The organism is Pseudomonas sp. AC229, from assembly GCF_979254655.1.
Window position 1 is genome coordinate 137981 of record NZ_CEEDHK010000013.1, and the last position, 25347, is coordinate 163327.

Genomic DNA, 25347 nt, shown 5'->3' on the forward strand with positions numbered 1-25347 from the left:
TATAACGTTCCGTGGCGTGATGAGGCTCGCTTAAACGCTTTCCACCGCATCCGGTTTTACCGGTGCAACCGGTTGGTGGTCCGGCTCAGGCGGCGCTGGATCGAAGCTGTCGGCGCGGGCCATTTTCCACATGCGCTCGTAGAACTCGCCGCTCACCTGGCCGCTCAACAGCGCGCCGGGTTTGAGGAAAACGTGCTCCTGGGAAAACAACTTGATCTCGGTGTTGGAAATGCGCCGCACCAAGTGGCGTGCATCGAGTTGCGAAGGATGGCTCAGGCCGGCGGCCGCCAACATTTCGGCCAAGGCTTTGAGGGTGTTGCGATGGAAGCTGAACACTCGCTCGGCTTTGTCTTCCACCACCAGCGCGCGCTGGCGCAGCGGGTCTTGGGTGGCGACGCCGGTGGGGCATTTGTTGGTGTGGCAGCTCTGACTTTGAATACAGCCGATGGCGAACATGAAGCCGCGCGCGGAGTTGGCCCAGTCGGCGCCGATGGCCAACACGCTGGCGATATCAAAGGCACTGACGATTTTGCCGCTGGCGCCGAGCTTGATGTGCTCGCGCAAATTCAACCCCACCAGCGTGTTGTGCACAAACAGCAGCCCATCACGCAGCGGTACGCCGATGTGATCGGTGAACTCAACCGGCGCCGCGCCCGTGCCGCCTTCCTTGCCGTCGACGACGATAAAGTCCGGCAAAATTCCGGTTTCCAGCATGGCCTTGGCAATGCCCATGAACTCCCATGGGTGGCCCAGGCAAAACTTGAACCCAACCGGCTTACCGCCCGACAGCTCTCGAAGCTGGGCAACGAATTGCATCAGCTCGGTGGGCGTGGAAAACGCGCTGTGGCGCGAGGGCGATACGCAGTCTTCGCCCATCGGCACGCCACGGGTTTCGGAGATCTCCTTGGTAACCTTGTGCTTGGGCAGAATGCCGCCGTGGCCGGGTTTGGCGCCTTGGCTCAGCTTGATCTCAATCATCCGCACCTGCGGGCTTTGCGCCTGCTTGGCAAAGCGCTCGGGGTCGAATAAGCCTGTGCTGGTGCGGCAACCAAAATAGCCGCTGCCCAGTTCCCAGGTCAGGTCGCCGCCGTGTTCGCGGTGATAAGGGCTGATGCTGCCCTCGCCCGTGTCGTGAATAAAATTGCCGAGTTTCGCGCCTTTGTTCAATGCGCGAATGGCGTTGGCGCTGAGCGAGCCAAAGCTCATGGCCGAGATGTTGAACAACGAGGCCGAGTACGGCTGCTTGCAGGCCGGACCGCCGACCATCACGCGGAAACTGTCAGGGTCGGTGAGCGCCGCCGGGCGCATGGAGTGGCCGATGAACTCGAAGCCGTTCTGGTACACGTCGATCAACGTGCCGAAGGGTTTGTCGGCCCCCTCGTTCTTGGCACGCGCATACACCAACGAACGCTGCGCGCGAGAAAACGGCAGCTTGTCGCCGTCGGCCTCGAGCAGGTATTGGCGGATCTCCGGGCGGATGCCCTCAACCAGGTAGCGGATGTTGCCCAGAATCGGGTAATTGCGCCGCACCGCGTGGCGCGTCTGCAGCAAATCGCCAATGCCCACCAACGTCAGCACGCCGGTTAACAGCGTGAACGGCCACAGCCATTCGTGGTGGTAGAAGGGCAAACTGGCGAAGGTGAACACGAGACAGACGACAAAAAACGCGTAACGGCTGAGTAACGACAGGCTCATGCGAAGTCCCTTGGGGCGGTGGCGGCAAGGGCTGAGAGTAGACGGGCCGGGCAGGGGAGTCGAGCGTCGATTCCGCGCATGCAGCCCGTTTCATTGTTGGGCGCAGGCGCCTACTTTTCCTTCGCCGCGCTGACGCCTTCCAACGTCGAGAACGACGTGTCTTTCGCAGTCAACAGGAAATCGCGCATAAACGGCGCATCGAGCATGTCGGTGCGAATGCCGGCATACAACGTGGCGAACAAGCCCTTATCGCCCAGGCGCTTGGCCGTCACGTAGCCGCGCGAGCTGTATTCATGCAGCGCCCAGTTGGGCAGGCCGCATACGCCACGGCCGCTGGCCACCAGCTGCATCATCATCACCGTCAGTTCCGAGGTTCGCACCTGCGCCGGTTCGATGTCGGCCGGTTCCAGGAAGCGGGTGAAGATGTCCAGGCGATCGCGTTCCACCGGGTAGGTAATCAGTGTTTCCTTGGCCAAGTCGCCAGGCACGATGTAGGGCTTGTTGGCCAAACCGTGCTGGTTGGCCACGGCGAGCATGGCTTCGTAGGTGAACAGCGGCACGTAGGTGATGCCCGACAGCTCGATAGGGTCGGAGGTGACGACCAAATCCAAATCACCGCGCGCCAGCGCCGGCAGTGGGGCAAAGGAAAAGCCCGAAGCCAGGTCCAGCTCGACCTCGGGCCAAGCGTCGCGGAATTGGTCGATGGTCGGCATTAGCCATTGGAAGCAGCTGTGGCATTCGATGGCCATGTGCAGCCGGCCCGCCGTGCCGCCGACCAGGCGCGCCATGTCGCGTTCGGCCGCGCGCAATTGCGGCAGCAGCGAGTCGGCCAGTTGCAGCAGGCGCAAGCCAGCGCTGGTGAAGCGTACGGGTTTGGTTTTACGCACAAACAGTGGCATGCCCAGGCGTTCTTCCAGCTCTTTGAACTGATGCGAGAGCGCCGATTGCGTCAGGTGCAGCCGTTCCGCTGCGTCGACCAAACTGTCGGTTTCACGCAGCGCGTGCAGGGTTTTCAGGTGGCGCAATTCCAACATGGGCGTGGCTCTCGGTGCGGCTGACGGGCTGAACATGAACGAAACTAACGTGAATGGATGTACGGATCAACTGGAAAATGTTGAGTTTGTTTCATGTGTTTTAGCTGCCGACAATGTGCGCCATCAGTTACCTGGAGCACATCGCAATGGCAGTGGCACACAACCTGGGCTTTCCCCGCATCGGTCGCGACCGTGAATTGAAAAAGGCGCTTGAGGCGTATTGGCAAGGGGATCTCGATGAAGCCGGCCTGCGCGCAGTAGGCCGTGACCTGCGCGCCCGCCATTGGCAGTTGCAAAAAGAGGCCGGCATCGAGTTGCTGCCTGTCGGCGACTTCGCCTGGTACGACCAGGTGCTCAGCCACTCGCTGCTGTGCGGTGTGGTGCCCGAACGGTTCCGTCATGGCAGCCGCCTGCCGACGCTCGACACCCTGTTCGCCATGGCCCGTGGCAGCAGCGGCCACGGCGCAGGTTGCTGCGCTGGCGCCCACGCCGAAGAAATGACCAAGTGGTTCGATAGCAACTACCACTACCTGGTCCCCGAATTCAGCCATGACCAACAATTCACGCTGAGCTGGGAGCAGCTTTTTGAGGAAGTAGCCGAAGCCCACGCGCTCGGCCATCAAGTGAAGCCGGTGATTCTCGGCCCGCTCACGTTCCTTTGGCTGGGCAAAGCCCGTAACGGCGACTTCGACAAGTTGGACCTGCTCGACCGCCTGCTGCCGCTATACGGCGAAATTCTCGGACGCTTGGCGGCCCAAGGCGTGCAGTGGGTGCAAATCGACGAACCGATTCTGGCGCTGGACCTGCCGCAAGCCTGGAAAAACGCCTTCGAACGCGCCTACAACCTGCTGCAGTACTCGCCGACGCAAAAGCTTGTCGCCACCTATTTCGGCGACTTGCAAGACAACCTCGGCCTGGCCGCCAGCCTGCCGGTGCAAGGCTTGCACGTGGACGTTGTGCGCGCTCCGGAGCAACTGGCGGCGGTGCTCGACCGCGTACCCACCTACAAAGTGTTGTCGCTGGGCGTGGTCGACGGCCGCAACGTCTGGCGCTGCGATTTGCAGCAGGCGCTGGCGCAGTTGCAGGAAGCGCAGGCGCGTTTCGGCGACAACCTGTGGGTCGCCGGTTCGTGCTCGTTGTTGCACAGCCCGGTCGACCTGAACCGAGAAGACCAATTGGACGAAGAGCTGCGCGGCTGGCTGGCATTTGCCGTGCAGAAGTGCGCTGAGATTGCCCTGCTGGCCAAGGCCTTGAACACGCCGCAAGACCCTGACGTGGTCGCCGCACTGGCCGCCAGCACTGCGGTGCAAGCCAGTCGGGCTCATTCCACACGCATCCATAAACCTGAGGTGCAGGCGCGCATCGCCTCCATCCAGCCGGCCGACAGCAAACGCCAAACGCCCTTCGAGCAGCGCATCGACGTGCAGCGGGCGCGCCTGAAGTTGCCGCTGCTGCCGACCACCACGATCGGTTCGTTCCCGCAGACGTCGGCCATTCGTCTGGCGCGTCAGGCCTACAAGCGCGGCAAGTTGTCGGTGGGCGAATACACCGAGGCGATGCACTGCGAAATTCGCCATGCCGTGCAGGTGCAAGAACGCCTTGGCCTGGACGTGCTGGTGCACGGCGAGGCGGAGCGCAACGACATGGTCGAATACTTTGCCGAGCAGTTGGACGGCTATGCCTTCACCCGTTTCGGCTGGGTGCAGAGCTACGGCTCGCGTTGCGTAAAACCGGCGGTGATAGTCGGCGACCTCAGCCGCCCGCAGGCCATGACCGTGGACTGGATCACCTACGCTCAAGGCCTGACCGACAAGGTGATGAAAGGCATGCTCACCGGCCCGGTGACCATGCTGATGTGGTCCTTCGCCCGCGACGACATTCCTCGCGAGCAACAGGCGCGACAACTGGCGTTGGCCATCCGCGACGAAGTGGTGGATCTGGAGCGCGCCGGAATCAAGATTGTGCAAATCGACGAAGCCGCCTTCCGCGAAGGGCTGCCGCTGCGCCAAGCCCAATGGGCGGCGTATCTCGACTGGGCGGTGGAAGCGTTTCGCCTGTGCGCCAGTGGCGTTGGCGATGCCACGCAGATTCACACGCACATGTGCTACAGCGAATTCAACGATGTGATCGAAGCCATCGCGGCCATGGATGCCGATGTCATCACCATCGAAACCTCGCGCTCGGCCATGGAGTTGTTGGATGCATTCGAAGCGTTTGACTACCCCAATGACATCGGTCCGGGCGTGTACGACATCCATTCGCCACGGGTGCCGGACACGGCGGCAATGGTTGGGCTGCTGAGCAAGGCGGCTAGGCGTATCCCGCTGGAGCGGCTGTGGGTGAATCCGGACTGTGGGCTGAAGACGCGAGGGTGGGTTGAGACGGAGGCGGCGTTGGTGAATATGGTGGCGGCGGCGCGGCAGATGCGGGCGGGCGGATGATCGAGGTTTTGGGTTCTAACTGCGTTCCCCACCCCAACACCGTCATCCTCGCGCACGCGGCGGTCCGACGATTCGGGATCCAGAATCTCGGATGGTTTCGCGATGGACGTCCGCCACGCAACTCTGGATCCCCGCGTTCGCGAGGATGACGGAGGTTTGGGTTTCTAATTGCTTTCCCCGCCCAACACCGTCATTCCCGCGTAGGCGGAGGTTTCGGTTTGTACCTGCGTTCCCCAATGCAACACCGTCATCCTCGCGCAGGCGGCGGTCCGACGATTCGGGATCCAGAATCTCGGATGGGGCCGCGATGTATGTTCGCCACGCAACTCTGGATCCCCGCGTGCGCGGGGATGACGGAGGTTTTGGCTCTAACTGCGTTCCCCGCCCCAACACCGTCATTCCCGCGCAGGCGGCGGTCCGACGACTCGGAATCCAGAATCTCCGATGAGTCTTCGATGCATGTCCGCCACACAACTCTGGATCCCCGCGTTCGCGAGGATGACGGGGGTTTGCTGAGGTTACGCATTCACTCGCCCCAACACCGTCATTCCCGCGTAGGCGGCGGTCCGACGATTCGGAATCCAGAATCTCCGATGAGTCTTCGATGCATGCCCGCCACACAACTCTGGATCCCCTCCTGCGCGGGGATGACGGAGGTTTTTGGTTTGCACCTGCGTTTCCCACCCCAGCTCACTACCGTTCAGCGCCCTTCATCAAACTGTCACGGTTATGTGGCAGCGCGCTCGCACGGATGTCAGCAGAATCCGCCCTTACTGGGGTTTTGCGTGTTGGTGTTTTTCTTATGCGAGCGTTTCTTTTCTGGGCCGCCTTGTGGTGTGCCTTGCCGTCTTTTGCGGCTTCACGGTGTGATGTCACGGTTCCCACTCAACGGGCAGATCTGGGCGCGGTAAATCTTGCGTACCAGAGCATTGGCCGCGATTCCGATCCGGCATTGCTGCTGGTCATGGGCCTGGGCGGACAATTGATTCACTGGCCCGACGAAGTGGTGGTTGCCCTCTGCCAGCATGGCTTTCGGGTGATTCGTTATGACAATCGCGACGTCGGCTTGTCGACCTGGGCCCACGCGCCGGAAACGGCCAATCTCACGTATGAAGTGCTGCGCTACAAACTCGGTTTTTCCGTTACCGCCCCGTATCACCTCACCGACATGGCGCAAGATGCACTCGGCTTGATGAACAGCCTGCACGTGACCCGTTTCCATGTGTTGGGCGCGAGCATGGGCGGCATGATTGCTCAGCATATGGCCGACATGGCGCCTGATCGGGTCGCCAGTCTGACGCTGATCATGACCAGCTCGGGCGCCCAGGGTTTGCCGGAGCCCAAGCCGGCGTTGCTAGCCTTGTTGGCCCGCCGTGAAGCGCCGAACCGAGAGGTGGCCATCGAGCAACAGGCCGACTTGCTCGCCGCGCTGGGCAGCCCGACGGTGCATGACGACCGCGCCGTGCTCAAAGAACAGGCCGCCGTGGCCTACGACCGCGCGTTCAACCCGGCTGGCGTACAGCGGCAGATTCTCGCCATCCTCGCCGAACCCAGCCGCGTGGCGTTGCTGGATCGCCTGCGGGTGCCGACCCTGGTGGTGCACGGCACCGCAGATCCGCTGCTGCCGGTGATGCATGGCGTGCACGTGGCGGCGCATATCAAGGGCGCGCAGCTGAAGCTGATTCCGGGGCTGGCCCACCGCTTCCAGGAAGCCTTCAAAGCGCCGTTGCTGGCCGCCGTGTTGCCATATCTGGCTGAGCATCGCCAGCCGGTCGGCTTGGCGCAGCTTTAAAGCGGGACGGCCAGTTGTCGCTGTCGCCCACGCACAACTGGACCGCGCTTCTGTCTCGCTGACGGCGAGTTTTCTCTTCTACCCTCACGACACAATCCGGCAACCGCGCTATGGTCGCCGGCTATTTATTGGGGTGGGGAAAGGCATGAGGTTGTCCGGTCGCGGGGTGGCGTTGTCGGTGCTGGCATCGGTGTTGTTCGCCTTTATGCCCGGCTACGTGAACCAACTGGCGCCGCTTGATGGCATTCAGATTTTCGCCCAGCGCGTGCTGTGGTCCATTCCCATGGTGCTGTTGTTGGTGGCGCTGTCGCGGCAATGGGGGCTGTTGCTCGGCGCGCTGCAACGCCTGCGCCGCGAGCCGTTGCTGGTGCTGGCCTTGCCCGTGGCGGCGGCGCTGATCGGCATCCAATGGGGGCTTTTTCTCTGGGCGCCCCTGCAGGGCATGATGCTGGAAGTGACGCTCGGCTACTTCCTGTTGCCGCTGGCGATGGTGCTGGTGGGGCGCGTGTTTTACCGCGAACGATTGAGCCCCTTGCAGGGCATCGCCGTCGGCCTGGCACTGTTGGGCGTATTGCATGAGTTGTGGCTGACCCGCGCGTTTTCCTGGGCGACGCTGGTGACTGCGTTGGGCTACCCGCCGTATTTCATGCTGCGCCGCTGGATGCGTCTGGATTCGCTGTCCGGTTTTATTCTGGAAATGCTTATGCTGGCGCCGGTGGCGATTTGGCTGATCGTTGCCTACGGCCCGGACAACCTGTTCACCCAAGCCCCGCAAATGTGGTGGCTGCTGCCTGGCATCGGCTTGCTGGGCACGCTGGCCTTTGCCGCGATGATGGCCTCCAGCCGGCTATTGCCGCTGGGCGTGTTCGGCATTCTCAGTTACCTGGAGCCGGCGCTGCTGTTTGTGGTGACCTTGTTGTTTCTTGGCGAGACCTTCAACCCGGCGCAGTTGTGGACGTATCTGCCCATTTGGTTGGCCATCGTGCTAACCGCCTGGGACAGCATTCACGTCCTGCGCAAGCAAAGCCGACAGCCGCTTTAACCGGGGCGAAACGGCGCGCCTGCGGTCGACCGCCTGCACAGACTGCGGGCGTTCCGGGGCAACAACCGGTAACCTATGCGGCTGTTTAGTGATCTTCGCCGAGGTAGCCCCTGTGTTTTCCCAATTCGCCCTGCATGAACGCCTGCTTAAAGCCGTGGCCGAGCTGAAGTTTGTCGAGCCCACCCCGGTACAAGTCGCGGCCATTCCGCCGGCGCTGGAAGGGAAAGACCTGCGGGTTACCGCGCAAACCGGCAGCGGTAAAACCGCGGCATTCGTGCTGCCAATGCTCAACCGCCTGATGGGCGACGCCAAACCCCGCGTGGTGATTCGCGCGCTCATTCTGCTGCCAACCCGCGAACTGGCACAGCAGACGCTCAAGGAAGTGGAGCGCTTCTCGCAGTTCACCTTTATCAAGTCTGGCCTGATCACCGGCGGTGAAGACTTCAAAGTGCAAGCCGCCATGCTGCGCAAAGTGCCGGACATCCTCATCGGCACGCCGGGCCGTCTGCTCGAACAACTGAATGCCGGCAACCTCGATCTCAAGGCCGTGGAAGTGCTGGTGCTGGACGAAGCCGACCGCATGCTCGACATGGGCTTTGCCGAAGACGTGCAGCGTCTGGCCGGCGAATGCAAAGGTGCGCACCAAACCATGCTGTTCTCCGCCACCAGCGGCGGCAATGGCTTGCGCGAAATGGTCGCCTCGGTGCTCAAAGACCCGCAACACCTGCAACTGAATGCCGTAAGCCAACTGAGCGACGGCGTGCGTCAGCAGATCATCACCGCCGACCACAACCAGCACAAAGAGCAACTGGTGTTCTGGTTGCTGGCCAACGAGACGTACCAAAAAGCGATCATCTTCACCAACACCCGCGTCGCCGCAGACCGCCTCTACGGCCGCCTGGTTGCAGCGGAGCACAAGGTGTTCGTGCTGCACGGCGAGAAAGATCAGAAGGACCGCAAGCTGGCCATCGACCGCCTCAAACAGGGCGGCGTGAAAATTCTGGTCGCCACCGATGTAGCCGCCCGTGGCCTGGACGTGGATGGCCTCGACCTGGTCATCAACTACGACATGCCGCGCAGTGGCGACGAATATGTTCACCGCATCGGCCGCACCGGCCGCGCGGGCAACGAAGGCTTGGCGATTTCGCTGATCTGCCACGGCGACTGGAACCTGATGTCCAGCATCGAACGCTACCTGAAACAGAGCTTCGAGCGCCGCGTGGTCAAGGAATTGAAAGGCACCTACGGCGGCCCGAAAAAGGTCAAAGCGTCGGGCAAAGCGGTGGGCGTCAAGAAGAAAAAGACTGACAAGAAGACCGACAAGAAAGCAGTCGCCAAAGCGCCAAGCAAACGCAAAACGGCCAACAAGCCGAAGAGCTCTTTGGTGAGTGGCGATGGCATGGCGCCGTTGAAGCGCAAGAAGCCAGAGGCGCCAGCGGCGGAGTAATCGCCGCACACCGCAATTCCTGTAGGAGTGGCTTTAGCCGCGATGCTTTTCCACCTTGAGATTCTGGATCCCGAATCGTCGGCCCGCCGCCTACGGGGGAATGACGGTGATGTTTAGAAGTCCGGTGTATCCCGTCTATACACCGTCATCCCCGCGAAGGCGGGGATCCAGAGTTTCAAGATGGAACAAGCATTCGAAAACAACGCCAAAGCAATTACTTCGGCACCACCAAAATCTTCCCTTCCCGTTCACCGCTAGCCGCCGCCTTCACCGCGTCCTTGATCTGACTCACGTCGTACGTCGCCGCAATGCGGGTTTTCAATTTGCCGCTGGCGATCAACTGCACCAACTCCCCAAACACCTTGCCTTGCTCAGCCTGACTGGCGCTGCGGAACCACTTCGCCAGCCAGAAACCGCGCAGGCTGACGTCGCGGAAAACGATGGCCGACGGCGACACCTGGCACGGTTCGCCGCTCATCATTCCGTAGTTCACCACCACGCCGCCTTCGCCCAGGCACGCGGCGAGGTGGTCGGTGGCGGCGCCGCCCACGGCGTCGATGGCCAAGCGCAGGGTGGCGCTGCCGGTGGCTTCGCGAACGCGCTTGGCCAGGTCCGGGCCGTCGACCAGTACCACGTCGCCGCCGTCTTGCTGGGTGGCAGCGACGGCTGAGTCTCGGCGCACCACGTTCACGGTTTTAAAACCGCGCAACTTGGCCAACTGCATGATGTAGCTGCCAACGCCGGAGTTGGCGGCGTTCTGAATCAGCCATTCGCCTGGCTGCAAATCTACAAACTGGCTCAGCAGCAACGAGGCAGTGGGTGGGTTGACGGTGAGCATCGCCAGCTGTTGCGGATCGGCGTCTGGCAGCGGGATGAGCTTGCTGGCGTCGGCGTTCAGGTGCGTGACCCAGGTGCCGCTGCCAACCGGCAGCAAGACGATTTGGCCGACGCTGAGGTTGCTCACAGTGGCGCCCAATTCCTCGACCTTGCCCACGCCTTCGTTGCCGCCAATGGCGGGCAACGGCGGCAGCATGCCGTATTCGCCAGTGAGGGTGAGCACGTCGGAGGGGTTGATCGGCGCGGCCAGCACTTTGACGCGCACCTGCCCGGCGCCAGGCGCCGGCAGTTGCAGTTCAACGGCTTCGATCACCTCATGCGGCACTTTGCTGCGGGTTTGGTATTGAGCTTTGAGCATGTTGATCTCCTGGCAGTTAAACGAACGAGGCAGTCTAGCTGCCCTGAAGCTTCGACGCCTCAGCGCACGCGATCACGGCTTTTTACCGCCAGGTCGAGGGCCTTTTGCATATCCAACCGTGCCGAGCGGCCGACGTCTTTGTTGTTGAGGTCGTAGTTGCGCTCGGAGGGCAGAATTGGGGCGGTCAGGTCTTCGGCGTCGGCGGGCTCGAAGTCGAACTCCTCGCCGATGGTCATGGCGCTGCGACGCAGCAGCATGCGCACCTGTTCGGGGTGCAACTGCGGGTTGATCGACAGCACGGCGGCAACGATGCCGGTGACCATCGGCGTGGCATACGAGGTGCCGCAATGGGCATCGCCTGGCGCATCGGCCGCTACCGTGGAGGCGTGGGCGCAGGCGGCAGCGGTGATGTCGACGCGCATGTCGCTGTTGGACGAACTGCGTTTGACCACGTAGGCCGGATCGTCCACGGCCACGTCTTGACGCTCGCTGCGCTGGTGGCCGCCGACGACGAACAGTTGATCGGTAATAAACGAAGAGGGCAGGCGATATTCGTCGGCGCCCGAGAACGAAGAGCCATTGCCAGCGGAATTCACCACGATCACATCCGGGTGCTTGGCGCGCAGCCAGAGGAAAAATTCTTCCAGCAGTTCCTCGTAGCCGTTCATGGCCAGGCCAGAACGCACCAGCGAATCCACCTCGTCGCCTTGGATGTTTTTCGCGCCCACGCGGTGAATGCCCCAGCTCCAATTCAGCACGCGCACGCCGTCTTCAACCAGGTTCACCGAGGCGGCGATATTGGCGGTAATGCCTGCGTCAGAGTTGCGCTCAACTATCACTTCAAACCCCGGCCCGGCGCGGTCGAGCCCGCGCAGAAAGCCGGTGTTGCCGCCCTTGTCCCAGCGTGCAGCGAGAATGCCGGTCACGGTGGTGCCGTGGCCATCGGGCTTGCTGGCGTCGCGGGCGTACACGCGGGTGTGCGGCTTGCCGTCGTCACGAGTCGCGGCGCCGAGGTAATCCGCAAAGTCGGCCGTATCGAAATCGACGTTGCGTTCAATGATGCCGATGCGGATGGGTGCCACCGGCACCGGTTTGTTCTTGGATGGAATGCGCCGCTGGTAGTAATTCACCGCGTCTAGAAAACGGTTGGCGGCCCACTCATCACCGCTGGGTTTTTCTTCGGGCGCTTGTTTGCCGGCAGCGAGGTCGTCGTCCAGGTTTTCGTTTTCGCCTTCTTCGGCAGCGGACTCCTCAATCACCACCGCGTCGACGCTAACTTCCGTGCCCAGACGCAGAATCAACGCATCGCGCTCCATCAGGTTTTTCGCCGGCAAACGGAGCTGGTAGGTATTGAGCGGTGGGATGGCGCCGACCACTTCTGCGCCGTATTTTTTGGCCAATTGCCGGGCCATGCTCAGGCCGTCGGTGTCTTCTTCGATGATCAGGCTGACCAGGTTGATGTAAGTGGTCAGGCCATCCATGTTCTTCGTCACTTCGTCTTTCGTGGCAGCGACCACATGGCTGCGATTCAACGTCAACCACACCGGATTGCTGACCTGGCCCTGTTGCTCCAGCCACACCGGCGCGCTTTTGTAGCGTTCGCCGCTCAGTTGCACCTGCACGTGTTGCCCGTCGCGTTGCACCACGCTTTCGGGCAGCGCCTCGCCGCCGAACATGACGCGCACAGCGCCGGTTTGCAGCCCTTGGGCATTCAGACAGAACTGCTGAGCATCGCTCAACACATCGCCACAGCGTTGCAGATGCACCAGGCGCAGCGGGTCGGCGGCGTTAGCGGGCAGGGCGGTGACGAGCAGGGACAGGGTCAAACCAGCGAGGGGAAGGGCGCGCATCGATAGGGTTCCATGGCAGATCGAAGTAGGGCTGTGAGTCGCCCTGGCGGCATTGGTTCAGGCCACGTTATGCCAGGCAGCGCGGGCTGGGCGCGCTATGCTTGAGCAACACGCCGACAAACCCGGGAGGTCGCATGTTTTGCCGACTGTGGGCCTTGGTGTCGCTCGTGATTATGGCGGTGGCCGCGCACGCGGAGCCGCTGCGTGTTGGCTTTGGGTTGAACAAGCCGCCGTATGTGTTCGAGGTCGAACGACGCGGCTTGGAGTACGAAGTGGTGGAAGCGGCGCTGCGCCGTGCCGGCTATGAAATGCAGCCTTACTTCGCACCCATGGAGCGCCTGCATTTAATGCTGGCCCACGGCGAGCTGGACTGCATTACCACCACCAACGAACTGAGCGGCGTGCGGGCGTATTACTCCGATACCTACATTTATTACCACAACACCGCAGTGGCGCTGAGTTCGCGCAAGGTGCAGTTGCACAGCATCAACGACCTGCGCGGTTATTCGGTCAGCGCCTTCCAGCGAGCGCGCTTTTTGCTCGGCCCCGAGTACGCCGCCGCCGTGAAAGACCACCCCAACTACCGCGAGGAAGCGCAGCAAGTCACGCGCAACCGGTTGCTCTACAGCGGCCGTATCGATGTCGTCATTGGCGACCTCAAGGTGATCCGTTATTTCAACCGCGACGTGCTCGGCCAGGTGGACATCACCCAGCCGCTGACGTGGTACGAGCTATTCCCGCCCACCGCTTACAAGGCAGGTTTCCGTTTGCAGCGCCAACGCGATGCCTTCAATCACGGGTTGGCCACCATACGCCGCACGGGTGAATACGAGGAGATTGAGCGCAAATATGCGGACTATTGAGGTCTGCGCAGGCCCTCGGCTGTAGTTTCCCGTTGCAATTGCAAACAGCCGCGCCGGCGTTTTTTTGCCAGTCTTTTGCCCACTCGATTTCAAGCCTGGAGAACGGACGATGCTGTTCAAAGCGTTAGCAGTGGTGGGGTTGTCGGTGTTGGGCGGTGCAGCGCAAGCCGAAGAAGATTTTCAGCAGAGCAGCGAACGCGGCACGGTGCAGGTGCAATACCTGCTCAACGATTTGCGCCATCCGTGGGGCATGGCGTTTTTGCCCGACGGCCAGTTGCTGATCACCGAGCGGTCTGGGCAGTTGCGCTTGGTGGCAGCCGATTTCAGCGGTTCATCGCAGGTTAGCGGTGTGCCCCAGGTTTATAGCCGTGGGCAGGGTGGATTGCTGGATGTTGCCCTGTCACCCAGCTTCGCGGAGGGCCGTTGGGTGTACCTGGCCTACGCCGAAGAGGGCGACGACAACCTGGGCGGCACCGCCGTGGGGCGCGGTAAATTGGCTGCCGACGGTAAAAGCCTGGAAGGCTTTGAGGTGATTTTTCGCCAAGCGCCGAAGCTGTCTACCGGTAACCACTACGGCGCGCGCTTGGTGTTCGATGGCGAAGGTCATTTGTTCGTAACCCTTGGCGAAAATTACCAGCGCACGGCGGCTCAGGACCTCGACAAGCTGCAAGGCAAAGTGGTGCGCCTGAACCTGGACGGCAGTATTCCGGCCGACAACCCGTTTGTAGGTAAGCCAGGCGCGCGTGGGGAAATTTGGTCCTACGGCCACCGCAACGCTCAGGGCGCGGCGCTCAATCCCTGGACTGACGCACTGTGGCTGCACGAGCACGGCCCGCGCGGTGGCGATGAAATCAATATTCCCCAGCCTGGCAAAAACTATGGCTGGCCGCTGGCAACCCATGGCATCGATTACACCCTGCTGCCGATTCGCGAGGCCAAGGGCAAAACCGCGCCGGGCACCGAGCCGCCCCAGCATGTCTGGGAAAAATCACCCGCCGTGAGCGGCATGGCGTTTTACAACGCCGAGCGTTTTGCCGGCTGGCAGCACAATCTGTTTATTGGCGCGCTGGCCGACCAGTCACTGATTCGCCTGGAGCTAAAAGGCAATGACGTGGTGCACGAAGAGCGTTTGCTGAAAGACAAACTCGGGCGCATTCGCGATGTGCGCCAGGGGCCGGACGGCTTCTTGTATGTGCTGACCGATGCCGACACGGGCAGTCTGGTGCGCATCGGCTTGGTGGAATAAACCGCGTTACAGCTCGACGGGTTCGTCGAGCGTTTCTTCAGGCGCGCTGCTGTCGGCCTGGGCGCTTTCCTCGGTTTTCTCCAAATCGAGCATGTCGGCGGCGAGCAACGGTTCGGTCACCACACTGAAGTCGGTAATTTCGATAGCGCCTTGGCCTTCGCCCAGCAGGTGAAAGGAGAAGGCCTTGCGGGTTTCGAGGTTGTCGAAACCGAAGCTCAGGTTCAGCGTTTGCCCAGGCTTGAGCGCCGGCAGCTCGGGAATCAGCCCGGCCACATCACGGTCGAACTCCTTGGTTTTGAGCAGCAACTTGGCGCCTTGCTTGGCCATGTGCACCGCGCGAATGGTGACGTTCACCCGCGTGCGGGTGCCTTGCGGCAGTTCCAGATATTGGGCGCCGATCAGGTTGTCGGCCCAGTCGTCCTTGGCCTCCGCCTTCAAGCGAATTCGCTCGTTGTTGGCGAACTGATACTGCTGGCCGATCTGGCCGTTGCTAAGCGATTGATCCAGCAGGCCCGCGCGCTCGCTAACCAGCCGCGCCTGCTTGCCGCCCACGCGACCGAGGTAGCGGGCCTGGTCGGCGATAAATCCTTCGCTGGCGTAGCGTCGGCAAATTTGCTGAAAGTCGCACTCGGTAAACGTGCCTTTGCCGTCGTGCTGGCGCAGCAAGCCGTTGGTGTACGACAGAATCTCGCGGCCCGTGCTGTAGTCGCGAAACAGCGAACGGCCGGTGAGGTTTGGCGGCACCTGAAAGTCGAAGTAATCGAGCACCGAGGCGGTGAGGTCGACGTGCCCGTACACGCCCTGTTTCAGCCGTGGCAACTGGCTTTGTTCGGGGGCGAGAATCAGATTGAAGCCCCACGCTGACGCAAGCCGGACATCCTCGATACCGTGAGACTCGTCTGAGGTAACGATCACCAAGGTGTCCTTGAGCACGCCCTGTTTTTCCAGTGCGGCGAGGAAGTCGGCGACGGCATCGTCCAGGTAACCGATGGCGGCTTGTTTGGCGCTGGGGTAGCGGTCCAGGTAATCCTGCGGCGCCGAGTAGGGCTGGTGGGTGCCAACCGTGAGCAGCGTGAGCATCCAAGGTTTTTTCGACTGGCGAAGCTCGGCCACCTGTTTCAGCGCGCCTTCGAAGTACGCCTTGTCGTCCATGCCCCACGGGAACTCCAGGTACGGCTTGTTCTTAAACCAGCTGCGACCGCGAGTTTGCTCGAAGCCCATGTGCGGCATGATTTTGTCTTTGGCCATAAAGCGCAGGCCGGCGCCTTGCAGAAAGGTGGTGCGCATGCCTTGGTCACGCAACTGCGCAGGCAAACATTGCAGATTGCGTGTGCTGCTGTTGAGCAATTCCACGCCCTTGGGGGTGCCGCTGTCGAGCTTGCTGTAGTCGCCGCACAGCATGGCGTACAGGCCGCGAATGGTTTGATGGCTGTGGAGCACGTAGTCGGGCGTGTTCATTGCGCGGTCGGCCCACTGGCTCAGACGCGGCATCAAATCCTCTTGATAACTGCTGTGCAACGCCTGACGATTGGTGGCGAGGTACGCGCCAGGAATACCTTCGAGCGTCACGATCAACACGTTCTTCGCCTGGCCTTTGCCGGCGAACAGCTTGCTGCCGTTGAGATCGAGCTGGCTGAGGCCGGCGATGTCGGGCTTGGTTTCGGGGTCGTCGTTATCCAGCCAGGCTTCCAGACGCATCTGGCCACCGTTGAACCCTTCGGCGAGCAGTTTGTGCGGCAGGTTGAATTGCTTCCACTGCACCGCCTCACTGGGCGTCAGGTACTGGCCGCTGGCGTGCAGCGCCGCGAAACCGAGGGGCAGGGCATAGGTATAAAAGGGCAGACGGCGGGCGTTCTTTTGCCGACGGATAAGCAGATTCGCAATAAGCCCTAGCGCCAGACCAATGCCGAGCAAGGGATAGGTAAGGCCGCCGCCTTGGGTGGAATGGCCAACGAACTGTGGGTCGGTGAGGTATTGCAGGTCGCTCACTTCCGGCATGCGACCCACGGCGCCTACCAATTCAGCGGTGCTCAGGGTAAATACGCTCCACACCAGCAATACCGGCAGCGCCAGCCACAATGGCCGGTTGTGCAGCAACACGATCAGCAGCGAACCAATGGCCAGATCCGACAAATAGCCGAAACCGTTCGACCAGCCAAGGCAATAGCGCGCCAGCAGGGGCACAACAAGCAGAAGGAAACCGCGAGCGAGAAATGTGTAAGCGGGGTGCTGCAGCCAGGGGCTGGAAATGCGCACAGGAGCTCCTGAGATAAGGCAGAGAGAATCCAAGCCAGTCGGCAAAGCACCTAAGAAACTAGAGCGAGAGCGGCGACCGCGTTGTCACGATTCTGAAACATCTCTATGCGTGAGGCCAGAAGCTTGTTCTGCGCGGCGGGGCGAATGTGTGAGCAGTGGTGTAGCGGGGCGTAAAACGAGAAAGGTCAGACGGACAAGGAGGGGAGAATCGGGGCGGGTACTACAGCTGTTCGAGCGCTTTCATTCAAGAATGACAAACAAAGCGCCAGGAACAGCAGCAATAACGAATAACTTATTTTTTACCGAGGGTGATATGGCGCGACGGGGCGAACACCTGACCGCTAACACCTTTTGGAATTTCCTGAATCTGGCCACCAGCTTTCAGGAATGCCGTCACTGCATCGTCGATCGAGCTGTGCGTTTCAACGGCGGGAGGGGCTTTTTTCTTCATTTCGGATGCTTTAACGCGCATGGCGGCCATTTAACCTGTCAACAGTAATTTGGCCAGGTATTGTACACAAAATGAGCGCCCCTGGCCCGGCTAAATAACGCTGAATTCTCGTTCGAGTGATTTTCCGGCGCGCCGTTGAATTCACTTAAGCCCTTGTAAACCCTTAAAAACGGCCGCTATCGAGGACGGTTCCGGCCCAGCACCGTCGGTCAGTGCAGCCGTGTGCGCACGTACAGCGCTTCCACTTTTTCGCGTGCCCACGGGGTTTTCCGAAGAAATTTCAGACTCGACTTCACGCTGGGTTCGCTCTGAAAACAGCGAATGGCAATGAGCTCGCCCAGCTTTTCCCACCCGTAATGCGCTGCCAACGCCGTCACGATGGCTTCCAGAGTGACGCCGTGAAGCGCGTTGTGCTGTTTCTCGCTGATCATGAGCCGCTCGTTATCAAAAGGGAAAATGCCGCCGGCCATGGGCGTGCATCGACGGCAGATTATCCGGCAATGGCGCCTGGCCGTCACTGTTGCCGGCGTGCTTCGGGTAGAATGCCGGCCACGCAACGAGGGCAGTGCACATGGCTTTAATCGGACGTTTCAACAGTTTGCAGGTGGTTAAACACACCAACTTCGGTCTTTACCTGGACGGCGGCGCTGATGGCGAAATTCTGCTGCCCAACCGTTACATCCCCAAAGACACGCCGACCGAAGTGGAAGACTGGCTGAATGTCTTTATCTACCTGGACAGCGACGACAAGCTCATCGCCACCAACGAAAAGCCGAAAGTGCAGGTCGGCGAATTCGCCAGTCTGAAGGTGAAAGAGGTCAACAGTATTGGCATCTTCCTCGACTGGGGCTTATCCAAAGACCTGCTGCTGCCGTACTCCGAAGAAAAGCGCACGCTGCAAGCCGGCGATTATTGCGTGGTGCACGTCTACCTCGACAAACACACCCGCCGCATCACCGCCACTGCCCGCCTGGACCGTTACCTGGATAACACGCCGGCCGCCTATAAGGTCGGCCAGGCCGTTGATTTGCTGGTCGCTGAATCCACCGACATGGGCTTCAAAGCCATCATCAACAACCAGCATTGGGGCTTGATTCACAAGAACGAAGTGTTCAAGTTTTTGCGCGCAGGCAAGCAGGAACAAGGCTTTATCAAAGAAATTCGCCCCGACGGCAAAATCAGCCTGAGCCTGCAACCGGTTGGCAAGGAAGCGGCGGTCGGGCTGCATGAGCAAATCCTCAACAAACTGCGCGAAAGCGACGGCGTGCTGGCGGTCAGTGACAAGAGTCCGCCAGAAACCATTGCCGGACTGTTTGGCGTGAGCAAGGGCAACTTCAAAAAAGCCATCGGCGCCTTGTACAAACAGGGCGAGCTGGTTATTCACGCCGACCGCATCGAATTGCCGAAATAACGCTTCGCTCCGAGGCTCGGGGCTGGTCTAGAGTTTCTCACGTGTACGCCGTTGTAGCTCAGTCGGTAGAGCATCTGATTCGTAATCAGGAGGTCGGGGGTTCGATTCCTCTCAACGGCACCATCTCGAAGAAAAGTGTCGTGCAGCCGCGCGGCGCTTTTCTCGTAACCGGCAATTCGCAGATTCACACCCCTTCGTTCCGATGGCCGCCTGGATGCAGGCAAAAGGGCGCGCATCAATCATGAATGCTGTAGCTATCTGGCTGATTCAAAAGACATTTATAAAATACCTCGGCAAACCGAGCACAGCGCACGCGTGTGATAACGGCCGTCAGCTTCACGATAATGGCCGCGTTCGCGCTCGCAATTGGGCTGGCGCGTTTGTCGATGAGATGCCCTGCGATGCGTACAACCGTACGATTTAAGTTTTTTATTTTTGCCCTCGTACCTTTCTTTTCAGCCTGCTCGTCCCTCTCTGGTCTTCAGCTACCGGGGCGGTATTCCCATGAGCCCGTCGTTGATCATTGTGCGGTCGGCTGCCCAGCGGGAGGCAGCGCGCTGACCCTCAACCGAGAGGCATACAGCCTGAACAATAATGGCGAAACCAAGTTCGCCAACTGGGTGGCCTACCGAATTACCAAAGACACGCCCGCCAGCAACCGGCCGCGAAAATGGCGGGTCGATCCCGATATTCCGACGGGCCAGACGCTGTCGCCAAAGGACTACACCGGAGCGAGCGCCGCATTGAAGGTAGACCGTGGTCACCAGGCGAATCTCGCCTCGATGGGCGGCGTGGCGGATTGGGAAACGCTGAATTACTTGTCCAACATCACGCCGCAAAAGTCGGACCTTAACCAAGGCGCCTGGGCAGCGCTGGAGGATCGCGAGCGTAGCCTGAGTAAACGTGCCGATGTCGACGAGGTGCACGTGCTGACCGGCCCGCTCTATGAGCGTTACATCGGCACGCTGCCGGGAACGGCGACGCCGCACACCATTCCCAGCGGCTACTGGAAAATCATCTTTGTCGGCAACACGCCTGAAGCGGGTCTTTACGCCGCCTTCATCATGGAGCAAGAGACGCCGCGCGGCGCCAGCTACTGCACCTATCAAACGAGCGTGGTTGAAGTGGAGAAACGCGCGGGTTTAACGGTCTGGAGCAATCTGCCGACGTCGTTGCAGGCGAGGCTCAAATCTCGGCCAGGACAATTGGCGGCCACGATTGGCTGCTGAGCTGCCACTTCAATCGTCCTGCTGAACCACCCAAAACAAATGCACGCCGCCATCGTCGCGGTAGGCGATGGTGACGTTGTCGGTTTCGCCAATTTCAGCCAGCACCTGTGCCCAGTCATCGTCGGATTCGTCCGGCGCTTTATAGAGCAGGGCGGTTTTCGATTTCTGCGCGGCGGGGGAATTGATGATGCGTTGTAAGCGAGTGGCCAGCAGTTCGTACTGGCTCGGCTGGCGAGCGGCGGCAGCTTTCGACATCGTTCGAAACCTCTTGTACTGTTTGGATATACAGTATTCTAGTTCGCGGGTTTTTCAGATGTCGAGCGCTGATTTAAGCGTTGTGCAGTGCCAATCAAAACCCGCGAAGTTGAGCGAATTCGTCAACCGGCGCGCGCTCCGAGCGCAGTTGGTTGACGGTCGCTTCGCGGTCCGGGTAGCCCAGGGCCATGCCGCAATACACCACTTCGTTATCAGGCAAGCTGAAATGCCGGTGCAGGCTGTCGCGCGCCATGCCCCAGGCTTCCTGCATGCAGGTGCCCAGGCCGCGTTCTTCAGCCAGTAGCGCCAGCGACTGCATAAACATGCCGACATGCGCCCACTGCCCGTTGCCCATGGCTTTGTCGATAACGAAGAAGAGGCCCACCGGGGCGCCGAAAAACTGGTAGTTGCGCGACATCCATTTCAACCGCGCGCCTTTATCTTCCCGAGGAATGCCCAGCAATGCGTACATGTCTTCACCGATTTTGTAGCGCCGCGCGCGGTAAGGGTCTTGAAGCCCTTCGGGATAAATCGGGTAATCGCCCACCTCGCCCTTGGGGTTTTTCATAATGGCTTCGACAGCCAAACGCTCCAATGCGGTTTTTTCGGCGCCAGCGACGGCGATGACTTTCCACGGTTGCAGGTTGCCGCCAGAAGGTGACCAGCGTGCGTCTTCCAGCAAGGCGTGGACGGTGGCGGCATCCACGGGGGTGTCGAGAAAGGCGCGCACCGAGATGCGTTTTTTCAGGGTGTCGGCTACAGACATGAATGGCGTCCTTGAATGGCGGTGCGTGTTCATTGTTCTAAGGACTTAACGCGCCGAACGCAATCCACCAGGCTGCCGTTAAACCGCCAGTGACTAAGCGGTTTTAACCGATGCAGTGTCGCCCAAGCCTGTTCCGCCGCCATTTGTGGGAGCGGCTTTAGCCGCGATGGCCGTTGCCGCAAATCGCAGACAACAAAAAGCCCGCGTAAAGCGGGCTGTTTGCAGATAGGGGCTGGTCCTTCAGCTGCCTCGAGTATTGCACAGCAATTGTGAAGATTTCGTGAAGGATTCCAACAAGCCCGTCTGGGCGTTACGCCGGTTGTTCTTCGTCGCGAATCAGCACGCACAGACGGCCGCTTTCATCTTCCACGGCGTCATACACGTAATACATCACCACTTCGCCCAAGCCGGGCAGCGCCGCTACGTAGTCGCCGATCTCGGCGCTGAAGTGCGCTTTGCTGCCGGGCTTGGCTTCGCTTTCGATGTAGGCGTTGAAAAACAGGCCAGGGTCGGCATCGCCGAAGAAGTCTTCATGGGCTTCTGCATCCCACTCCGCCGGTGCGGTGAATTGGCCGGCGAACAGCACTTTGCCGTCACCCAGGTCTTCTTCTTCAGCCTCAGGGTCGCTTTCGTCGAGACGGTACACCGTGCAGCTCAGCGCGTCGGCGTGGCCCAGGATGAAGGCGCGGGCGGCCATACGTTTGTCGGTATCCATTACAGGCATGGGTGTCTCCAGTAGGGGCGGCGATGTGCCTGCGAGCGGGCAGTGTGCCGTTCAACCGGTGGCCTCGCAAGCGCAAGCGTTGCACCGCAAGGCCATGCGCCAGCCAGGGCAGCCGGCGCGTGGCAGGGCGTGCGCTTAGAGCGCGTCGACCATCGGGTCGCTGTCGGGCTGCACCTGCACGAACGGCAGTTGCAGACGTTCGCTGCTCCAGGCGCGCGTGGCGTTGGTCAGCTCAAGGTCGTTGTTCAGCTTCTTGCCGTACGAGGGAATGATCTGCTTCAGCTTGGCCTGCCACTCGGGCGTTTTGACCTTGTCTTTGAAGGTTTTTTCCAGCACCGAGAGCATGATCGGCGCCGCCGTGGACGCACCGGGCGAGGCGCCGAGCAGGGCGGCGATGCTGCCGTCTGCCGAGCTCACCACTTCGGTGCCGAACTGCAACACGCCACCCAACTGTGGGTCTTTCTTGATGATTTGCACGCGTTGGCCGGCGTGCACCAGCTCCCAATCGGCGTCTTTGGCTTCGGGGAAATACTCGCGCAAGGCGGCCATGCGGTCGTCCTGGCTGAGCATCAGCTGGCCGACCAGGTAGGTGGTCAGCGAGGTGTTATCCAGCCCGGCGTTGGCCATGGGCATCAAATTGTTCCAGGTCATGGCGCTGAACATGTCCCACAGCGAGCCGTTGATAAGGAACTTGGTCGAGAATGTGGCGAACGGGCCGAACAGCAGCGCTTTCTGACCGTCGATCACGCGGGTGTCCAGGTGTGGAACAGACATCGGCGGCGAGCCCACCGAGGCTTTGCCGTACACCTTGGCTTGGTGCTGCGCGACGATTTCCGGGTTCTTGGTGACCAGGAATTCGCCGCCGACCGGGAAGCCCGCGTAACCGTCTGCCTCGGCGATACCAGACTTTTGCAGCAGCTTCAGCGCGCCGCCTCCGGCACCGATAAACACGAATTTGGCTTTTACGCTTTTCAGTTGTTCAGCGTTGCCGAGGTCGGCGACCACCACGGTCCAGGTGCCGTCGTCGTTGCGCACAATGTCGCGCACTTCGTGTTGCAGGTGCAGCGCTACGCCAGGCCGAGTGGTCAGCGAGCCGAACAGCTGGCGGGTGATTTCGCCGAAGTTAACGTCAGTGCCAATCGGCATACGCGTGGCCGCCAACTTCTGGCCTTCAGCGCGGCCGTCCATTACCAGCGGAATCCACTGTTTGATCTGCGCCGGGTCTTCGGAATATTCCATGCCGCGAAACAGCGAGCTGTGCTGCAAGGCCGCGTGGCGTTTGTGCAGGTAGGCGACGTTTTCATCGCCCCAAACAAAGCTCATGTGCGGCACGTTGTTGATAAACGTCTTGGGGTTGTTGAGCACTTTTTGCTCAACCTGATACGCCCAGAACTGCTTGGAGATTTCGAACGACTCGTTGATCGCCACGGCTTTGCTGATGTCGATGCTGCCGTCGGCAACTTCGGGCGTGTAGTTCAGCTCGCAGAAGGCCGAGTGGCCGGTGCCTGCGTTGTTCCAAGGGTTCGAACTTTCCTCGGCGACCTGGTCCATGCGCTCGTAAATGTCGATGCTCCAGCCCGGCTCCAGTTCGTTCAGGTAGGTGCCCAGGCTGGCGCTCATGATGCCGCCACCAATTAGCAGCACATCGACAGTTTTTTCGGGTTCGGGGGTTTTTGCGCAGCCGACAACGAGCAGGCAGACGAGGGTTAACAACAGCTTTTTCATCAGTTTGACCATTTCTAGTTTGCTATCCAGACGGCATACAGCAAGACCGGGGCCAGGTGCGGCAGGGCGCCGCAGCACGGGGCTTTTGGCGGTCATTCAGGGAAAAGGCGCAGCGGAATGTGGCCGGATTCCGCCAGCAGCGGGCGGAATGTCGCCGTCAGGTATCTGCTTCGACCGTGTGCCGCAGACGGTTATCAGCCATGCACAAGGCGATCAGCAGTGGGATCGCGGCGATCGCGGCGTCCACTAGCAGCAGGTCGCGAAAGGCAGTGCGCAGTGTCTCGCGGTCTACCTGGCCGAGGCTGGCGCTGATGTGTTCGGGGTCGACGCTGGGCAGCAAGTGCCAGAGCAGACTCGACAACAGCGTCACCCCGAGGGCACCGCCCAGGCCACGAAACATCCCGCACGCAGCCGTCACCACGCCCAAATGGCTGAGCGGCGCCGCGCTTTGTACGGCCACCATCGACGTCGGAAATTGCAGGCCCAGCGCCACGCCGCAGCACATCAGCAGCGGCAGGCTGAACGCGTGCAATTCGGGCGGTAGAAAGGCCAGCGCCACCAATGCCGCCGGCAATAGCAAGTTGCCGCTCAGAATCAGCGGCTTGTAGCGGCCGAGCAGGGAACTCATGCGCCCGCCGATAAACGCACCCAGCGGCGCACCGATGGCGATCGCCATCAGTTGAGTGGCGCCAGTGCTGGTCCCGCCCTCAGCGTGGGCGTGGAGGGGAAACAGCACGGCCAACGCCACCGCCTGGAAGTTGGCAAAAAACAGCAAGCACCAGCCCGCGCGCACCGGGCCGATACGGAACAATTCCATGGGAATGACCGGCTCGCTGGCGCGCCGCTCTTGCACCACGAACAGCAGCAAGCCAACCAATGCGATCCCCAGGCCGGCGGCGTTTTCCAGAGTCAGCCATTGGCGCTCCTGGCCGAGGCGGGTGATCAGCAACAACAGGCTGCCCAGGCCGATCAACAGCAGCAAACCACCGAGATAATCGAGCCGCGCCTTGCGGCGTTTTTCCGCTAAGCCGGCCAGCCGCTTTTGGCTCAGCCAGATCGCCAGCAAGCCAATCGGCAGGTTGACCCAAAACACCCAGCGCCACGACAGCTGCTGGCTCAGCAGGCCGCCCAGCGGTGGGCCGATCAGGCTGGCCAGGGCGAACATGCCGCTGAACCACGCTTGGTAGCGGCCGCGTTCGGCCGGGGCGATAAGGTCGCCTATCAACGCCTGAATCGTGGCGATCATGCCGCCTGCGCCAATGCCCTGAAGCGCCCGGGCGCCGACCAGTTGCCACATGTCTCGCGACAGCGCGCAGAGCACCGAGGCGAATACGAACAGGCTGATGGAAATCAGCAGCAAACGGCGCCGACCGAACAGGTCGCCAAGCTTGCCGAAGAAGGGCGTCGAAATCGTCATGGCCAGCATGTAGGCCGATACCACCCACGCCAGCACTTCGCTGCCCGGCAACTGCACACCGATTTCCGGCAACGCCACGGCGACGATGGTTTGGTCCAGCGCCGAGAGAAAAATGCCAAGCAGCAAGCCCAGGAGGATTTTGCGCAGTTGCGCCGGGCTGAGCGGAACGGAAGTAGAAGCGGCAGTCACAACAGGCCCTTAACGGCTGGAAGCTGAGGCGGGATGAAGCGTTAACGATGGCGCGTGTAGCCGTGCGCTAGAGCGCAGCAGGTTCGGTAACAGGAGCGTCGCCAGGTTCTGTAGGTGTTCGCCTGCAAGCGTGGCGGAAACAGCATTTTTGTGGAGTTTCCCTACAGGTTGCAAGGGCGCTTCTGATTTTTTAGTAAGGGGCGCGCGGTGCCTAATTACCGCCGGCGACACGCTTCGCCAAACCTGTGTTCACAGTCAGTTGCAAAGCACTACGTAAAGTCACGATAGCGGTAGTCAGTACATGTTCTCAGTTCATTTT

Annotated in this window: 20 protein-coding genes and 1 tRNA gene; 9 read left to right on the top strand and 12 right to left on the bottom strand. The window is 60.9% G+C overall.

Annotated features, from left to right (window positions below; all coding sequences use genetic code 11):
- Positions 1 to 30 precede the first annotated feature (30 nt).
- Both AC0IW7_RS18655 and metR read right to left on the bottom strand, forming a co-directional pair.
- Complete coding sequence (locus tag AC0IW7_RS18655) at positions 31 to 1695, bottom strand: FMN-binding glutamate synthase family protein (protein WP_471819983.1); 1665 nt, start codon at positions 1693 to 1695, stop codon at positions 31 to 33.
- A 110-nt stretch (positions 1696 to 1805) separates the two neighbouring features.
- Positions 1806 to 2729, bottom strand: coding sequence for a transcriptional regulator MetR (gene metR, locus AC0IW7_RS18660; RefSeq protein WP_122492624.1), 924 nt, complete (start codon positions 2727 to 2729; stop codon positions 1806 to 1808).
- Between the two features lie 146 nt (positions 2730 to 2875).
- On the opposite strand from metR, the gene metE reads away from it, so the two are divergent.
- The 4 genes from metE to AC0IW7_RS18680 all read left to right on the top strand — a co-directional run bounded on the left by metE (position 2876) and on the right by AC0IW7_RS18680 (position 9451).
- On the top strand, positions 2876 to 5170 hold the full coding sequence (gene metE / locus AC0IW7_RS18665) for a 5-methyltetrahydropteroyltriglutamate--homocysteine S-methyltransferase (protein ID WP_471819985.1): 2295 nt from the start codon (positions 2876 to 2878) through the stop codon (positions 5168 to 5170).
- A gap of 802 nt (positions 5171 to 5972) precedes the next feature.
- Complete coding sequence (locus AC0IW7_RS18670) at positions 5973 to 6962, top strand: alpha/beta fold hydrolase (protein ID WP_471819987.1); 990 nt, start codon at positions 5973 to 5975, stop codon at positions 6960 to 6962.
- Positions 6963 to 7107: 145 nt separating this feature from the next.
- A complete protein-coding gene (gene rarD / locus AC0IW7_RS18675; protein ID WP_471819988.1) occupies positions 7108 to 8004 on the top strand; it encodes an EamA family transporter RarD in 897 nt (298 codons plus the stop codon).
- A gap of 112 nt (positions 8005 to 8116) precedes the next feature.
- Positions 8117 to 9451 (top strand): DEAD/DEAH box helicase, encoded by a 1335-nt coding sequence (locus AC0IW7_RS18680; protein ID WP_162998689.1) that lies wholly within the window; start codon positions 8117 to 8119, stop codon positions 9449 to 9451.
- Between the two features lie 214 nt (positions 9452 to 9665).
- On the opposite strand, the gene AC0IW7_RS18685 is transcribed toward AC0IW7_RS18680, so the two are convergent.
- Both AC0IW7_RS18685 and AC0IW7_RS18690 read right to left on the bottom strand, forming a co-directional pair.
- Positions 9666 to 10646, bottom strand: a complete 981-nt coding sequence (locus AC0IW7_RS18685) for a zinc-dependent alcohol dehydrogenase family protein (RefSeq protein ID WP_471819989.1) — start codon at positions 10644 to 10646, stop codon at positions 9666 to 9668.
- Positions 10647 to 10705: 59 nt separating this feature from the next.
- A complete protein-coding gene (locus AC0IW7_RS18690; protein WP_471819991.1) occupies positions 10706 to 12496 on the bottom strand; it encodes a S8/S53 family peptidase in 1791 nt (596 codons plus the stop codon).
- Between the two features lie 134 nt (positions 12497 to 12630).
- Here AC0IW7_RS18690 and AC0IW7_RS18695 point away from each other — a divergent pair, with 134 nt between their 5' ends.
- Positions 12631 to 13359 (top strand): substrate-binding periplasmic protein, encoded by a 729-nt coding sequence (locus tag AC0IW7_RS18695; RefSeq protein WP_471819993.1) that lies wholly within the window; start codon positions 12631 to 12633, stop codon positions 13357 to 13359.
- A gap of 109 nt (positions 13360 to 13468) precedes the next feature.
- The gene (locus tag AC0IW7_RS18700) at positions 13469 to 14605 is read left to right on the top strand and encodes a PQQ-dependent sugar dehydrogenase (RefSeq protein ID WP_471819995.1); all 1137 of its coding nucleotides are present in this window, start codon (positions 13469 to 13471) and stop codon (positions 14603 to 14605) included.
- 6 nt (positions 14606 to 14611) lie between these two features.
- Here AC0IW7_RS18700 and AC0IW7_RS18705 read toward each other — a convergent pair whose 3' ends face one another.
- The 3 genes from AC0IW7_RS18705 to AC0IW7_RS18715 form a co-directional block, all read right to left on the bottom strand.
- Positions 14612 to 16861, bottom strand: coding sequence for an LTA synthase family protein (locus tag AC0IW7_RS18705; protein ID WP_471819997.1), 2250 nt, complete (start codon positions 16859 to 16861; stop codon positions 14612 to 14614).
- 292 nt (positions 16862 to 17153) lie between these two features.
- Positions 17154 to 17342: a hypothetical protein gene (locus AC0IW7_RS18710; protein WP_205898675.1), complete on the bottom strand. Its 189-nt coding sequence runs from the start codon at positions 17340 to 17342 to the stop codon at positions 17154 to 17156.
- 179 nt (positions 17343 to 17521) lie between these two features.
- Positions 17522 to 17740: a VF530 family protein gene (locus tag AC0IW7_RS18715; protein ID WP_471820054.1), complete on the bottom strand. Its 219-nt coding sequence runs from the start codon at positions 17738 to 17740 to the stop codon at positions 17522 to 17524.
- 143 nt (positions 17741 to 17883) lie between these two features.
- Here AC0IW7_RS18715 and AC0IW7_RS18720 point away from each other — a divergent pair, with 143 nt between their 5' ends.
- The 3 genes from AC0IW7_RS18720 (at position 17884) to AC0IW7_RS18730 (ending at position 19952) form a co-directional block, all read left to right on the top strand.
- Positions 17884 to 18723, top strand: coding sequence for a CvfB family protein (locus tag AC0IW7_RS18720; protein WP_471819998.1), 840 nt, complete (start codon positions 17884 to 17886; stop codon positions 18721 to 18723).
- Between the two features lie 47 nt (positions 18724 to 18770).
- Positions 18771 to 18846: transfer RNA gene (locus AC0IW7_RS18725), tRNA-Thr, on the top strand.
- 278 nt (positions 18847 to 19124) lie between these two features.
- On the top strand, positions 19125 to 19952 hold the full coding sequence (locus AC0IW7_RS18730) for a DNA/RNA non-specific endonuclease (RefSeq protein WP_471819999.1): 828 nt from the start codon (positions 19125 to 19127) through the stop codon (positions 19950 to 19952).
- 9 nt (positions 19953 to 19961) lie between these two features.
- On the opposite strand, the gene AC0IW7_RS18735 is transcribed toward AC0IW7_RS18730, so the two are convergent.
- The 5 genes from AC0IW7_RS18735 to AC0IW7_RS18755 all read right to left on the bottom strand — a co-directional run bounded on the left by AC0IW7_RS18735 (position 19962) and on the right by AC0IW7_RS18755 (position 25028).
- On the bottom strand, positions 19962 to 20207 hold the full coding sequence (locus AC0IW7_RS18735; RefSeq protein WP_463381999.1) for a DUF1654 domain-containing protein: 246 nt from the start codon (positions 20205 to 20207) through the stop codon (positions 19962 to 19964).
- A 94-nt stretch (positions 20208 to 20301) separates the two neighbouring features.
- Positions 20302 to 20973, bottom strand: a complete 672-nt coding sequence (locus AC0IW7_RS18740; RefSeq protein ID WP_471820001.1) for a nitroreductase — start codon at positions 20971 to 20973, stop codon at positions 20302 to 20304.
- A 310-nt stretch (positions 20974 to 21283) separates the two neighbouring features.
- Complete coding sequence (locus AC0IW7_RS18745) at positions 21284 to 21697, bottom strand: hypothetical protein (RefSeq protein ID WP_162998688.1); 414 nt, start codon at positions 21695 to 21697, stop codon at positions 21284 to 21286.
- A 135-nt stretch (positions 21698 to 21832) separates the two neighbouring features.
- Entirely contained in the window at positions 21833 to 23422 is a 1590-nt protein-coding gene (locus AC0IW7_RS18750; RefSeq protein WP_471820003.1) for a malate:quinone oxidoreductase, read from the bottom strand.
- 157 nt (positions 23423 to 23579) lie between these two features.
- Complete coding sequence (locus tag AC0IW7_RS18755; RefSeq protein WP_471820005.1) at positions 23580 to 25028, bottom strand: MFS transporter; 1449 nt, start codon at positions 25026 to 25028, stop codon at positions 23580 to 23582.
- Positions 25029 to 25347 lie beyond the last annotated feature (319 nt).

Excerpts from the sequence above, each read along its gene's own strand:
- AC0IW7_RS18750 (WP_471820003.1), bottom strand. The coding sequence starts at position 23,422 with ATGAAAAAGCTGTTGTTAACCCTCGTCTGCCTGCTCGTTGTCGGCTGC.
- AC0IW7_RS18735 (WP_463381999.1), bottom strand. The coding sequence starts at position 20,207 with ATGTCGAAAGCTGCCGCCGCTCGCCAGCCGAGCCAGTACGAACTGCTG.
- metR (WP_122492624.1), bottom strand. The coding sequence starts at position 2,729 with ATGTTGGAATTGCGCCACCTGAAAACCCTGCACGCGCTGCGTGAAACC.
- AC0IW7_RS18710 (WP_205898675.1), bottom strand. The coding sequence starts at position 17,342 with ATGGCCGCCATGCGCGTTAAAGCATCCGAAATGAAGAAAAAAGCCCCT.
- AC0IW7_RS18740 (WP_471820001.1), bottom strand. The coding sequence starts at position 20,973 with ATGTCTGTAGCCGACACCCTGAAAAAACGCATCTCGGTGCGCGCCTTT.
- AC0IW7_RS18700 (WP_471819995.1), top strand. The coding sequence starts at position 13,469 with ATGCTGTTCAAAGCGTTAGCAGTGGTGGGGTTGTCGGTGTTGGGCGGT.
- metE (WP_471819985.1), top strand. The coding sequence starts at position 2,876 with ATGGCAGTGGCACACAACCTGGGCTTTCCCCGCATCGGTCGCGACCGT.
- AC0IW7_RS18745 (WP_162998688.1), bottom strand. The coding sequence starts at position 21,697 with ATGCCTGTAATGGATACCGACAAACGTATGGCCGCCCGCGCCTTCATC.
- AC0IW7_RS18670 (WP_471819987.1), top strand. The coding sequence starts at position 5,973 with ATGCGAGCGTTTCTTTTCTGGGCCGCCTTGTGGTGTGCCTTGCCGTCT.
- AC0IW7_RS18720 (WP_471819998.1), top strand. The coding sequence starts at position 17,884 with ATGGCTTTAATCGGACGTTTCAACAGTTTGCAGGTGGTTAAACACACC.
- AC0IW7_RS18695 (WP_471819993.1), top strand. The coding sequence starts at position 12,631 with ATGTTTTGCCGACTGTGGGCCTTGGTGTCGCTCGTGATTATGGCGGTG.
- AC0IW7_RS18730 (WP_471819999.1), top strand. The coding sequence starts at position 19,125 with ATGCGTACAACCGTACGATTTAAGTTTTTTATTTTTGCCCTCGTACCT.
- AC0IW7_RS18685 (WP_471819989.1), bottom strand. The coding sequence starts at position 10,646 with ATGCTCAAAGCTCAATACCAAACCCGCAGCAAAGTGCCGCATGAGGTG.
- AC0IW7_RS18690 (WP_471819991.1), bottom strand. The coding sequence starts at position 12,496 with ATGCGCGCCCTTCCCCTCGCTGGTTTGACCCTGTCCCTGCTCGTCACC.
- AC0IW7_RS18655 (WP_471819983.1), bottom strand. The coding sequence starts at position 1,695 with ATGAGCCTGTCGTTACTCAGCCGTTACGCGTTTTTTGTCGTCTGTCTC.
- rarD (WP_471819988.1), top strand. The coding sequence starts at position 7,108 with ATGAGGTTGTCCGGTCGCGGGGTGGCGTTGTCGGTGCTGGCATCGGTG.